The sequence below is a fragment of the Streptomyces atroolivaceus genome, assembly GCF_000717025.1.
GTDB classification, from domain to species: domain Bacteria; phylum Actinomycetota; class Actinomycetes; order Streptomycetales; family Streptomycetaceae; genus Streptomyces; species Streptomyces atroolivaceus.
In genome coordinates this window covers 65314-78076 of sequence record NZ_JNXG01000011.1, presented here as the reverse complement: position 1 = coordinate 78076, position 12763 = coordinate 65314, and the positions used below count along the sequence as shown (strand labels likewise).

General features: G+C 71.8%; 9 protein-coding genes and 2 pseudogenes. 3 read left to right on the top strand and 8 right to left on the bottom strand.

The window, feature by feature from the left end; translation table 11 throughout:
- Window positions 1-16: 16 nt before the first annotated feature.
- The 3 genes and pseudogenes from OO67_RS21075 to OO67_RS39955 all read left to right on the top strand — a co-directional run.
- Window positions 17-2047 (top strand): CocE/NonD family hydrolase, encoded by a 2031-nt coding sequence (locus OO67_RS21075; protein ID WP_033302608.1) that lies wholly within the window; start codon window positions 17-19, stop codon window positions 2045-2047.
- Window positions 2048-2255: 208 nt separating this feature from the next.
- Window positions 2256-4421, top strand: coding sequence for a catalase (locus tag OO67_RS21070; RefSeq protein WP_157841709.1), 2166 nt, complete (start codon window positions 2256-2258; stop codon window positions 4419-4421).
- 183 nt (window positions 4422-4604) lie between these two features.
- Window positions 4605-4859, top strand: a pseudogene (locus OO67_RS39955) (enterochelin esterase); the annotation flags it as partial.
- Window positions 4860-4881: 22 nt separating this feature from the next.
- Here the strand turns inward: OO67_RS39955 and OO67_RS41005 are convergent.
- From OO67_RS41005 to OO67_RS39345, 8 genes and pseudogenes are all read right to left on the bottom strand, one after another.
- A complete protein-coding gene (locus OO67_RS41005; protein WP_244300285.1) occupies window positions 4882-5010 on the bottom strand; it encodes an MbtH family NRPS accessory protein in 129 nt (42 codons plus the stop codon).
- 51 nt (window positions 5011-5061) lie between these two features.
- A pseudogene (locus tag OO67_RS21065) lies at window positions 5062-7776 on the bottom strand (amino acid adenylation domain-containing protein); the annotation flags it as partial.
- Window positions 7773-8000 carry a phosphopantetheine-binding protein gene (locus OO67_RS21060; protein ID WP_033302606.1) on the bottom strand — a complete coding sequence of 76 codons (228 nt, stop codon included), beginning with the start codon at window positions 7998-8000 and terminating at the stop codon, window positions 7773-7775. The gene OO67_RS21060 and the pseudogene OO67_RS21065, both read right to left, overlap by 4 nt.
- 5 nt (window positions 8001-8005) lie before the next feature.
- Window positions 8006-8638 carry an isochorismatase family protein gene (locus OO67_RS21055; protein ID WP_033302605.1) on the bottom strand — a complete coding sequence of 211 codons (633 nt, stop codon included), beginning with the start codon at window positions 8636-8638 and terminating at the stop codon, window positions 8006-8008.
- Window positions 8639-8685: 47 nt separating this feature from the next.
- Window positions 8686-10335, bottom strand: a complete 1650-nt coding sequence (locus OO67_RS21050; RefSeq protein ID WP_033302604.1) for a (2,3-dihydroxybenzoyl)adenylate synthase — start codon at window positions 10333-10335, stop codon at window positions 8686-8688.
- Entirely contained in the window at window positions 10332-11531 is a 1200-nt protein-coding gene (locus OO67_RS21045) for an isochorismate synthase (RefSeq protein ID WP_033302603.1), read from the bottom strand. The genes OO67_RS21050 and OO67_RS21045 overlap by 4 nt, the downstream gene beginning before the upstream one ends.
- A gap of 58 nt (window positions 11532-11589) precedes the next feature.
- Complete coding sequence (locus OO67_RS21040) at window positions 11590-12378, bottom strand: 2,3-dihydro-2,3-dihydroxybenzoate dehydrogenase (RefSeq protein ID WP_033302602.1); 789 nt, start codon at window positions 12376-12378, stop codon at window positions 11590-11592.
- Window positions 12375-12671, bottom strand: coding sequence for a hypothetical protein (locus tag OO67_RS39345; RefSeq protein WP_033302601.1), 297 nt, complete (start codon window positions 12669-12671; stop codon window positions 12375-12377). The genes OO67_RS21040 and OO67_RS39345 overlap by 4 nt, the downstream gene beginning before the upstream one ends.
- Window positions 12672-12763: the final 92 nt, after the last annotated feature.

Sequence of the window (12763 nt, the reverse complement as noted above, 5' to 3'; positions counted from 1 at the left end):
AGGAGGTCGCCCAGGCATGCGCTACGTCGACCAGCTGCCCTGCGCGATCCAGGAAGAGAAGCACGTCACGATCCCCATGGAGGACGGAGTCAAGCTCTCCGCACGGATCTGGCGTCCCACCGCCTCCGACGCGGAGCCCGTACCGGCCGTTCTGGAGTACATCCCGTACCGGAAGAACGACCTCACTTCCACGCGCGACGCCATCAACCATCCCTACGTCGCAGGCCACGGCTACGCGTGCGTGCGTGTCGACCTGCGGGGGACCGGCGAGTCGGAGGGGGTGCTGCTGGACGAGTACCTGGAACAGGAGCAGAGCGACGCCGAGGCGGTGCTGGCCTGGATGGCCGAGCAGCCCTGGTGCGACGGCAACACCGGGATGACGGGCATCTCCTGGGGAGCCTTCGCCGCCCTCCAGACGGCCGCGCGCAGGCCGCCGAGCCTGCGCGCCATCTGCATCGCGTCGTTCACCGACGACAGGTACGCGGACGACATGCACTACCTCGGCGGCGCGATGCTGTCCGACAACCTGGCCGAGGCCGGGACGATGTTCGCCTACGCCACGTGCCCGCCCGATCCGGCCGTGGTCGGTGAACGCTGGCGGGAGATGTGGCGGGAACGGCTCGACGCCGCACGCCCCTGGGTCCTCGAATGGCTGCGCCACCAGCAACGGGACGACTACTGGCGCCACGCCAGCCTCAGCGAGGACTACTCGGCCCTGCGCTGCCCGGTGCTCGCCTCCAGCGGCTGGGCGGACGGCTACTCCAACGCGGTGACCCGGCTGCTGAGCAACGTCGACGTGCCCCGCAAGGGACTGATCGGCCCCTGGTCGCACAAGCTCCCGCACCTCGGCGAGCCGGGACCGGCCATCGGATACCTCCAGGAAGTGGTCCGCTGGTGGGACCACTGGCTCAAGGGCGTCGACAACGGCGTGATGGACGGCCCCATGCTCAAGGCGTGGATGCAGGAGAGCGTGCCGCCCTCGACCTCGTACGAGGAACGGCCGGGCCGCTGGGTCGGTGAGCCCTCCTGGCCCTCCCCGAACATCGGCGAAGCCGTCTTCCCGCTGCGCGACGGGGCCCTCGGGATGCCGGACGGGAGCATGGAGCAGGAGGACCGGGTCCGGACCGTGCAGTCGCCGCTGTCCGTCGGTCAGTTCGCCGGCAAATGGGCCTCGTACAACGCTCCGCCGGACCTGCCCTACGACCAGCGCGAGGAGGACGGCGGCTCGCTCGTCTTCCAGACCGAGCCGCTGCCCGAGCGGATCGAGATCCTCGGCGCACCCGTCGTCGTCGTGGAGGTGGCCGCGGACGCCCCGGTCGCGCAGGTGAACGTCAGGCTGTCCGACGTGGCCCCGGACGGGCGCTCGACCCGCGTCACGTACGGGGTGCTCAACCTCACCCACCGCGACCGCGAGGAGGCACCGGAGGCACTGGAGCCGGGCAGGCGCTACCGGGTGCGGGTACCACTCCACGGTGTCGCGCAGGCGTTCCCTCCCGGGCACCGCATCCGGCTGTCACTGTCCACCTCGTACTGGCCGCTCGTGTGGCCGGCGCCCGGACCCGCACTGCTCAGCGTGTACGAGAAGGGCAGCGCCCTCACCCTGCCGGTCCGCCCGGACGACGTACCCGAGGACAAGGCACTGCGCCCCTTCGGTGAGCCCGAGGGCTGCGCGCCCCCGGCCGTGACCCGGCTGAGTGAGCCGGAGCAGGCGTGGACCGTCTCCAGGGACCTCGTGAACTACCGGTCGGTTCTCGACATCGTGAAGGACCGCGGACTCCAGCGGTACGAGGACAACGGGATCGAGACCGGGCTGAGGGCCTGCGAGAAGTACAGCTGGGTCGGCGAGGACTTCGGATCCGTGCGCGGTGAGTCGGCCTGGGAGATGCGCTTCGGCCGTCCCGGCTGGGACGTCCGGGTGGAGACGCGGACCGTGCTGACCTCGGACGAGGACACCTTCCACGTGGACGCCACGCTCGACGGATACGAGGGCGGCCGCCGGGTGTTCTCCCGCACCTGGAACGAACAGATCCCCAGGGAGAACGTCTGACCCACATCCCCGAAAGACGCTGCCGAACGAGTGACGGCACTGTACCTGCCGTGGCAGGGGTGCCCTGCCACGGCAGGTATACGTGTGCCCGGGCAGCTTGCCGCGCCTTGTCACCGGCACGCCGGTCCGGCGACGGGCTACATCTCAGGAGGACGAAGAAGTGACGGAGAACAAGGGAAACAAGCCGATTCCCGGCGCGCCCAGCAGCATGCCCCCGTCGGCGGACGAGCCGACCGCCCCCCGCGAGCCGCTGCCCCCCAAGGACGACCAGACCGGCCCCGAGACGGTGAGTCCGACCGGTCAGCCGACCGGAGCGGACCAGGCACGCAACGCCCAGAGCGGTGCCTACCTGACCACGGCACAGGGCGCCCGGCTGTACGACACCGACCATTCCCTGAAGGCCGGCCCCCGTGGCCCGGTCCTGCTCCAGGACCACCATCTGCGGGAGAAGATCACCCACTTCGACCACGAGCGCATCCCGGAGCGTGTGGTGCACGCCCGTGGTGCCGCGGCCCACGGGGTGTTCCGCGGATACGGGAGCGCGGCGAAGATCTCCAAGGCCGCCTTCCTGGCGAAGGACGTGGAGACCCCGGTCTTCGTGAGGTTCTCCACCGTGCTCGGCTCACGCGGGTCGGCCGACACCGTGCGCGACACCCGGGGCTTCGCCACGAAGTTCTACACCGAGGAGGGTGTCTTCGACCTCGTCGGGAACAACATCCCGGTGTTCTTCATCCAGGACGCCATCAAGTTCCCCGACGTCATCCACGCCGGCAAGCCGCATCCCGACCGGGAGATCCCGCAGGCACAGAGCGCCCACGACACGTTCTGGGACTTCGTGACCCTGCACTCCGAGGCGACGCACCACACCCTGTGGAACATGTCCGACCGGGGTATCCCGCGCTCGTACCGCACGATGGAGGGCTTCGGCGTCCACACCTTCCGGCTGGTCGACGCCGAAGGCGCCTCCACCCTGGTCAAGTTCCACTGGAAGCCCAAGCTGGGTGTCCACTCCCAGGTCTGGGAGGAGGCCCAGATCGCGAGCGGCGTCGATCCGGACTTCCACCGCCGGGACCTTGCCGACGCCATCGAGGCCGGCGCCTTCCCGCAGTGGGAGCTGGGCGTCCAGACGTTCCCGGACAACCCCGAGCAGATGTTCCAGGGCATCGACCTGCTCGACCCGACGAAGATCGTTCCGGAGGAACTCGCCCCGGTCCAGCCGATCGGCCTGATGACACTCGACGCCAACCCGTCGAACTTCTTCGCCGAGACCGAGCAGGTCGCGTTCCACGTCGGCAACATGGTGCCGGGCATCGACGTCACCAACGACCCGCTGCTCCAGGGCAGGCTCTTCAGTTACGTCGACACCCAGCTCACCCGGCTCGGCGGCCCCAACTTCCCGCAGCTGCCCATCAACCGCACGCACGCCCCGGTCAACGACATGCTGCGGGACGGCATGCACCAGACGGCGGTCCACCGTGGCGTGGCGCCGTACCGGCCCAACTCCCTCGACGGAGGCTGCCCGTTCCTGGCGGGCGCGGACAACGGGGCGTTCGTCGAGGTGCCCGCCGAGGTCGCCGCGAGCCGGAAGGTGCGCGAGGCACCCGAGTCGTTCGACGACCACTTCAGCCAGCCCCGCCTCTTCTGGCTCAGCATGACTCCCGTGGAGCGCGAGCACATCATCGCCGCGTACACCTTCGAGCTGGGCAAGTGCTACGAACAGGTGATCAAGGAGCGGGCCCTCAAGGTGCTCGCCCGGATCGACGCCCAGTTGTGCGAGCAGGTCGCCGCCGGTCTCGGGCTGCCGGCGCCCGAGCCGGACGGACCGCTCGCGGACCCGGAGCCCAGCCCGGCCCTGTCGCAGGTCGGCGGTGTCTGGCCGCTGGACGGGCGGGTCATCGGCATCGTCGCCGACAAGGACGCCGACCTCGACGGTGTCCGGGCGGTACGCGACGCCGTGGAGGGTGCCGGCATGGTGCCGCTGGTCATCGCTCCCGCCGGAGGTGTCCTCGACGCCGACGGCGACCCGGTCACCGTCCAGCGGACCTATGCCACCGCCCGCTCCATCGAGTTCGACGCCGTCCTGCTCGCCGGTGCCCCCGGCGCGGGCGCCGACGCGATCGGTGCGCGGGACGCCAAGGCGGGCGCGGCCGGCACGGCCACCGACCCCCGGGTGATCCTGCTGCTGAACGAGGCGTACCGGCATGCCAAGGCGATCGGGACGTGGGCGGGCGGTGACGGTGTCCTCGCCTCGGCCGGCGTGCCGCAGGACGCGCCGGGCGTGGTGACCGGGGCCACGGGCAGCGAGGTACTGGAAGAGGTCAAGCAGCTCCTCGGCATGCACCGGGTCTGGGACCGTTTCCCTGCCACGGTCTGACCCGGCGTACGACGAGAGGAGCCGGGTGCCCGGTCCACCGTGGGGGAGCGGTGGACCGGGCACCCGGCTGTGTGACGTGGGGGAGGGTGGCGGGCTCGTGTCAGCGGGTGAGGCGGAAGCGGTGGATCCGGCCGGCGCCGCCGAGCCCGGCTCCGGACCTGTCGGGTCGACGACCGTCGCCGTGGCCCGCAGGCGCAGTGGCTCACCGAGCAGATCGCCTGACCCCGCGCCTGCCGGTCCACTTCCGGCTCTCCTCCGGCCAGCAGGAATGGGTCGCCCTGGCCGCCGCCAGGCGTCTGCGAGAGGCTCTGGCGGCGGCGGGCTACGACGACGGCCCCTACCGGGAGTGCGACGGCGGATCACGACTACCTGTGCCGGCGCACGGAGCCGGCCGACGGTCCTGTGGACCTGCTGGGTCCGGCCGCCCCCGTGTCGTAGGGGCGGCCGGACGTCGGGCCGGTCACCGGCCCGGCTCCAGCGTGGCGGCGCACACCTCGTGAGGGGCCGGGCCGAACCGGACCGACCAGCCCTCCGGCACCTCCCGCCAGACCGGCCAGAGTGACAGCCGGCCGATGGCGTTCTCCAGCACCAGGTGCGTGGCGCGGCCCTCGGGGCCGGGGTCGAACGGGCCGCCCTTCGCCCTCGTGCGTCGACCGAGGGCACAGGCGGCGTCCACCCCGCCCCGGGTCGTCTGCGCCGTCTCGGTCTCGCCCGGCTCGATGCGCTGTCCCGGGAGCTTCACCCGGTCGTCCGCGCGGCCGAGGTGGACGACCTCGCCCTCCGCCGTCCAGCGAGCCAGGTCCCCCGTGCGGTACATGCGCTCCGCCGGGCGGCCGAAGGGGTCCGCGACGAAGCGGGACGCGGTCGGCCCCGGACAATTCAGATAACCGTCCGCGAGCTGCCGCCCCGCCAGATGGAGCTCGCCGGGAATCCCCGGGGGACAGGGCTGCAGCGCCGCGTCGAGCACGTACAGGCGGGTGTTCCACACGGGGCGGCCGATCGGCACCGGGCCGGCCGCGTCCGCCGCGCAGGTGTGGAAGGTGACGTCGACGGCCGCCTCCGTGGGGCCGTACAGATGGTGCAGTTCCACGCCGGGAAGCCCGCGGCCGAACGCGTCGGCGGTCTCGCGGGGCAGGGCCTCACCGCTGGAGAAGACCCTCCTGAGGCTTCCGCACGCCTCCGCGTCCGCCTCCGCGAGGAGGACCTGGAGCATCGACGGCACGAAGTGGCAGGTGGTGACGCCCTGTTCCCGGATCAGCCGGACCAGACAGGCCGGGTCCTCGTGCGCACCCGGTTCGGCGACCACCAGTACGGCGCCCTGACGCAGCGGCCAGAAGAACTCCCACACGGACACGTCGAACGACGACGGTGTCTTCTGCAGCACCCGGTCGTCCGCGGTCAGCCCGTAGGCGCCCTGCATCCAGCGCAGCCGGTTGTCGATCGCACCGTGCGACACGACGACACCCTTGGGGCGGCCCGCCGAACCGGAGGTGTAGATGACGTACGCCGGGTGCGCAGGGGTGAGGGGCCGCGACGGGTTCACCCAGAGGTACTCCGAGACGTCGAGGCCGTCCAGGACGACCAGCGGAGTCCCGGTGTCCTCGGGGAGCCGTCCCGCCCGGTCGGTCACCGCGCACACCGGCGCGGCGTCCCGCAGCATGTACGCGAGCCGCTGCTCCGGGTGGTCGGGGTCCAGCGGCAGATACGCGGCCCCCGCCTTCAGGACGGCGAGCAGGGACACGACGAGCTCCACCGAGCGCGGCACCGACACCCCCACCACAGCACCGGGCCGGGCGCCGAGCGTCCGCAGGTGCCGGGCGAGCCGGTTGGCGCGGGTGTTGAGCTCCTCGTAGGTGAGTGAGGTCTCGCCGTACACCAGAGCCGTCGCGTCAGGGGTGCGTGCGGCGCGCGACTCGATGGGGCCGATCAGTGTCGTCGGCGGCAGCGTGCGACCCGTGTCGTTGAACGTGCCGGCGATCAGCTCGAGTTCGGCAGCAGTGGCGATGCCGTGCGCGGCAGTCGGAACATGCGGATCGGCTCGGCCGAGCCGCTCCACCAGGTACAGGAAGCGCTCCTGGTGGGCGGCCAGTTCACCGTCGTCGTACAGCGCGGGATTGCCGTCGTGGTCGATGCGCAGACCACGGCCGTCGGCCCGGTCGTACACGTTCACCGTCAGGTCGTCGACCTGGCCGGCGGACAGGTTCCGGGCCCGTGCCGGGGAGCCCGCGAAGTCCAGGTCGTGGTCGTAGGGCATGACGTTGACGAGAGGGCCGGCCAGTCCGCGGTTCTCCCGGAGGAGCCGCAGGTCCCGGCGGATGTCCTCGTAGCGGTAACGCTGGTGGCGCCGGACCTCGCGGACCCCGAGCACCACCTGGCGGACCAGCTCGGCGAAGGTGGCGTCCGGGGCCACGTCCAGCCGCAGCGGAAGCACGTTCATGACCATGCCGGGCACCCGTAGGGAGACGGACCCCATGCGGCCCGTCATCGGCAGGCCGAGCACGACCTCCTGGTGGCCGGTCGCCCGGGAGGTGTAGAGGGCCTGGGCGGCGATCAGCACGTCCGGCCAGGTGGCGCGGAGCCGGGCGGCCAGGTCCCGCACGGCCTCGGTGGCCTCGGGTCCGAGATGGGCCGTGCGCCGGAGAAACGTCCGTGAGGGCAGCGCCCCGCGGCCCGCGAGCCGGGGCACCGCGGGGCGGTCGGCGAACGCCTCCGTCCAGTGCGCGCGGTCGGCGGCGAAGGCGTCCGAGGACCGGTAGGCGGAGTCCTCGGCGACGAGGTCGGCCAGCGTCCCGAAGGCACGGGACCCGGGTTCCTCTCCCCGGGTGAGCGCCGTGTAGACCTCGGCGGCCCGGCGCACGAGAAGCGAGTAGCCGAATCCGTCCATGACGAGGTGGTGGATGCGCTGGTACCACAGCCAACGCTTCTCGCCCACACGGAAGAGGGCGTGCCTGAACAGCGGACCGGCCGTCAGGCCGAAGGGCTCGGCCAGGTCCGCGCGCATCCACTCCTCGGCCCGCCGGCCCGCGTCGGGCGCGTCCCTCAGGTCGTGCGTCGTCAGCGGCAGCCCGACCGAGGGCAGGACCCGCTGACGCGGGCCGTCCGGTGAGTCCTCGAAGGTCACACGCAGTGCGTCGGCCTCGGCGGTCACGCGGCGCAGCGCAGCGGCGAACAGCTCCGGGTCGAGCGGACCGTCGATCTCCAGGCACTCCGCCGTGTTGTGCGCCGGGCTGAGCGGATCGAGCGACTGCGCGAACCACATGCCCGACTGGGCCGCGGTCAGCGGGAGTACGACGGGCGTGACGTCCGGGCCGGGGACCGGCCCGGCCCCGTCGGTATCCGTGAGCAGGGCGGTCATGAGGCCTCCAGCAGCGGCACCCATACGTCGGTGGCGGGCTGCTCGGCGAGATCCGCGAAGTCCGCCTCGACCCCCTGGTCCCGGCGCCTGCGTCCCAGCAGCGCCATGACGCGTACCGAGTCCAGCCCGTGGTCCAGGAGGTTCTCGTCGAGGGGGATGTCCGCGGGTACCTCACCGAGGGCGTCGGCGACGTCGTGGCGGATCAGTCCAAGGGTGAGCGCCACGGTGTTCAGACCTCCTTCAGGAGCGCGTCGGTCGAGGTGACGACCGCACAGCGGCCCGCGGCCCAGCGCAGCGCCATGTCGTGGTCCTCGCGGGAGAAGTCCGCCACGGCGTCGGCGACGACGAAGGCCTGGATGTCACGCATCCACGCGTCACAGGCGCTCATGAGCACCCCGATGTGCGCGTACACGCCGGTGATCACCAACTGGTCGCGGCCGGACTCGCGCAGCAGGGAATCGAGTTCGGTGCGCACGAACGCGCTGTACTTCCACTTGGTCAGGACGGTGTCGCCGTCCGCGGGCGCCACGGCCTCGGGGATCGCCAGCGCCTCCGGGTCGTCGGCGGCGCCGGGACCCCAGAAGTCCAGCTGGAGGCCGCGTTCCTCCGCTGTCTGGCCGCCGCGCTGCACCGAGTAGACGACGGGCACGCCGAGGCGGCGGTACTCCTCGATGACGCGGGACGTGTTGGCGAGCATGCCGGTGAGCGGCTGCTCACCGGGAGGGAAGGCGCCGAGGAAGTGGTTCTGCAGGTCGTGGACCAGCAGCACGGCCCGCGCGGGGTCCACAATCCAGTCCACACGGTTCGCGGGCAGTTCGGCTTCGGTCGGCAGGGCGTAGGAAGGGATGGCGGGAAGAGCCATGGGGTGGAACCTTTCGGTACCGCTCTGGGCGGAACTCGGTACTGATCTCAGGGCTGAGCTGATCCGGTGCGGCCGCGGGACGAGTCGGAGCGCAGCCCCTTCTTGCTGACCTTGCCGATTCCGGTCTGCGGGAACGCCTCGACGAATTCGACGAGGTCGGGAATCTTGTACGCGGCCACACCGCGTTCACGTACGAGGCGTTTGACCGCCAGTGCTTTCAGCGGCTCGGCCCCCTCGCGCAGGATGACGTAGGCCAGGGTGCGCTCACCCAGGTACTCGTCGGCCACTCCCACGACGGACACGTCGTGCACCGACGGATGGCCGAGGATGATGTTCTCGATCTCCTCCGGGGCGACCTTCTCACCACCCCGGTTGATCTGGTCCTTGGCACGACCCTCGACGATCAGATGGCCCGTCGGGGTGCGGCGCACGATGTCGCCGGTGCGGTAGAAGCCGTCCTCGGTGAAGGCCTTGCCGTTGTGCTCGGGGGCGCGCCAGTAGCCGCGGATCGTGTACGGGCCGCGGGTCAGCAGGTGCCCGAAGCTCCCCTCGGGTACCTCCTCGTCCGCGTCGTCGACGACACGGATCTCGTCGTCCTCCGAGATCGGCAGGCCCTGGGTGGTGACCACGGTCTCGTGATCGTCGTCCAGGCGCGTGTAGTTGACGAGTCCCTCGGCCATGCCGAAGACCTGCATGAGCCGGCACCCCAGCGCGGGTTCCAGGCGGCGGGCCGCAGCCTCGCTGTACTTCGCCCCGCCGACGAGGATCAGCTCCAGGCTCGACAGGTCGTGCACGGAGCCGGGTGCGGCCTCCGTCCACACCAGGGCGAGCGGGGGCACCATCCCGGTCATCGTGACGCGTTCGCGTTCCACGAGGGGGAACGCCGTCGCCGGATCGGGGCTGGGGCACAGGACCACGGTCCCCCCGGCGTACAGCGCCCCGAGCCAGCCGGGCGAGCTCATCGGGAAGTTGTGCGCGGCGGGGAGCAGGACGAGGAAGCGGGTGTCGCCGTCGACGCCGCAGATCTCGTTGGATCCCCGCAGCGAGTAGATGTAGTCGTCGTGCGTACGGGGGATGAGCTTGGGCACGCCCGTCGTGCCGCCCGACAGCTGGAGGAACGCCAGGTCGTGCGGCTCGGGCTCGTACGCGGGGGCCGTGGGCTCGCAGGGCACCTCGGACAGGGCGGTGTGCTCGCCCGGCGAGCCGACCACGAACACGTGCCTCAGGCTCGGTGTGCGTTCCTTGACCTTCGACGCGAGCGCGAGGTGGTCGAAGCCGGCATGCCGGTCCGGGATCACATACGCGACGGCCTCGGTGAAGGAGCAGAAGTAGGCGATCTCCGTCTCCCGGTGCGCGGGGAGCGCGTACACGGGCAGTGCGCCGATCCGGAAGAGCGCGAAGACGACTTCGGTGAACTCGGCGATGTTGGGGAGCTGGACGACGACACGGTCGCCCGGGGAGATGCCGCGCGCCGCGAACCCGGCGGCCAGCCGCGAGGCCCGCTCGTCCAGTTCCCCGTAGGTCCACTCGCGGCGCACGGGGGCGGGATCGACGATCGCGACGCGGTCGGGATGGGCGGTGGCACGTTCACGCAGCACACCGCCGAAGGTCTCCCCGCGCCAGTGGCCCGCCGCACGGTAGCGCTCGGCGAACTCGGCAGGCCAGGTGGGCGCGTCAGCTGTCCGAGGGGTGTTCACAGGGCGGCTCCCACGGCACTCAGGAAGGTCCGGAACTTGGCGCCGGTCTCCGCCGTCTCGGCTGCCGGAGACGACTCCGCCACCACACCCGCGCCGGCGAACAGCCGCAGGGTGCGGCCCTCCGCCTCGGCGCAGCGGATGGTCACCACCCAGTCGCCGTCGCCGTCCGCGTTCTGCCAGCCGACCATGCCGGTGTACGCACCGCGGTCGAAGGGCTCGGAGTCCGCGATGACCTGGCGGGCCACGTCGGTCGGGGTGCCGCAGACCGCCGGGGTGGGGTGCAGGGCCGACGCCAGGTCCAGGGCGGTGGACGAGGGGTCGCGCAGTTCCCCGGTCAGGGTCGTCGAAAGGTGCCACATGGCGGCGGTCCGTACGAGGGTGGGGCGTTCAGGCACGTCCAGGCGTACACAGAACGGCGCGAGCGCCTCGCGGATGGCGTCGACCACGACCGCGTGCTCGTGGAGGTCCTTCGGCGAGTCCAGGAGCGCGGCCGCCCTGCGGACGTCCTCCGCCAGGTCGCCGCTGCGCTGGGCGGATCCCGCAAGGGGGTTGGCGACGAGCCGGGTCCCCCGCCGGGTCACCAGGAGTTCGGGACTCGCACCCACGAGCGTGCGGCCGGGCCCGCTGGGGACGGCGAAGGTGTAACCGTCCGGGTCACGCCGTGCCAGTCGGCTCAGCATGGCCGGCAGGTCGAGGTCACGTGCCGAGGTCAGTTCCAGCGTGCGGGCGAGGACGACCTTGTCGAACTCACCGGCGCGCATCCGCCTCACGGCGGCGGCGACGGCCTCCGCGTACTCCTCGGCGCTGGGCACCTCACGTATCCGCCACTCGTCACCGTGATCCACGGCAGGGCCGTGCAGGGCGATGAGCGGGTCCGCGCGCAGAGCGGTCGCCCACCGCACGGTTTCCGGGACGGCCAGGCACGCCACGCCGTCGGGCGCGAACGGTACGGAGCCCACCACGACCGGGGCGGGGTCGCCCGCACGCCGGGCGGCGTCCAGGACCTCCTGCACCCGCGGTGCCAGAGGGCGTGAGGCGTGCGGGACCAGCGCCCTGGTGCCGGAGCCGAGCAGGGTGTGCCGGGGTGTGGCGAGGAAGCGGTCGGTACCGGGCCGGTAGGCCTCCAGCAGGGCGGTCGCCGCACCGGGGGAGTCGAGCGGGGGAGGGGCGGCGGGGACACGCAGAGATGCGGACATGGGTGGTCTCCGGTGGGGAAGGCTCGGGCGTCGGCAGGACGACGGGGCGGGCGGGGGTTCAGGCGCGCAGGGTGGCCCCGCCGTCGACGTACAGGTCGTGCATGGTGATGTGGCGGGCGCGGTCGGACACCAGGAAGGCGACCGCGTCGGCGATGTCGGACGGGTCCGCGATCCGGCCGAGCGGGATGCCGGTGCGGTACGTCGCGGGGTCGCCCTCGACGACGCGGCGGGCAGCGGCCTCCTCGTCCCCCACCGCCCACATGCCGCGTTGCATGTCGGTCAGGGTCGAGCCGGGGGAGACGGTGTTGCACCGGACGCCCCTGGACGCCACTTCGAGGCCGAGGCACTTGGTGAACATCACGGCGGCGGCCTTGGACGCCGCGTACGCCGCCATGTTCGTGCGGGGGATGCCCGCGGCGTTGGAGGCCACGGTGACGATGCTGCCCGAGCCCCGTTCGGTCATCCGCCGGGAGACGGAGCGCGACACGTGGAACACGCCGTGGGTGTTCACGGCGAACGTGGCCGCCCACTCCTCGTCCTTCAGGTCCGCGACCGGCGAACCACGCAGGATGCCGGCCACGTTGACCGCGATGTCCAGCGGGCCGAGCGTGTGCTCCGCCTCGGCGACGAGTTCCTCCACGGCCGTGGAGTCCGTGACGTCGAGGAGACGTGCGGTCACCAGGCCGGCGTACGTCTTCTCCAGCGCGGCGATTCCCTCCTCGGCCAGGTCGGTGGCGAGGACGGCGGCACCACGTCCGGCGAGGGCGTGGACGACCGCCTCACCGATGCCGCGGCCCGCTCCCGTCACCAGGGCGGTCCGGCCGGCGAGTTCCTGATCGAGGCTCACTTGACCACGGCCTTCCGGATGCCGTCGAGCACCGAGACGGCGGGCCGGTCCTTGGTGCCGCCGAGGGTGACCACCGTCGGCGCGACCCTGCGCTTCGGGGCCGCAGGCATCTTCACCTGCGTCCCCGTGGCTTCCGTGACCTGGGACGTCACCGCGGCGCCCGTGCCGCCGGCTTCGGCGTCGTCCCCGGACGACCCGCATGCGCTGAAGGCGGGAGCGCAGAGTGTGAGCAGGGCTGCCGACACAGCGGGGCGTGCGATGCCGCGGGGGTAGGGGGACGAATACGGCGCCATGGCCTGGGATCTCCGTTTACTTCGGTGAATCCTGTTCCGGCAAGGCGCTCTCCGAAGCCTGCATCGGAGAGAAGCGGTACACAGCGCGCCAC

Bases quoted from the DNA above. Each gene is read 5' to 3' on its own strand.
- OO67_RS21075 (WP_033302608.1), top strand. From the start codon at position 17: ATGCGCTACGTCGACCAGCTGCCCTGCGCGATCCAGGAAGAGAAGCAC.
- OO67_RS21070 (WP_157841709.1), top strand. From the start codon at position 2,256: ATGCCCCCGTCGGCGGACGAGCCGACCGCCCCCCGCGAGCCGCTGCCC.
- OO67_RS21055 (WP_033302605.1), bottom strand. From the start codon at position 8,638: ATGGCTCTTCCCGCCATCCCTTCCTACGCCCTGCCGACCGAAGCCGAA.
- OO67_RS21045 (WP_033302603.1), bottom strand. From the start codon at position 11,531: ATGTCCGCATCTCTGCGTGTCCCCGCCGCCCCTCCCCCGCTCGACTCC.
- OO67_RS39345 (WP_033302601.1), bottom strand. From the start codon at position 12,671: ATGGCGCCGTATTCGTCCCCCTACCCCCGCGGCATCGCACGCCCCGCT.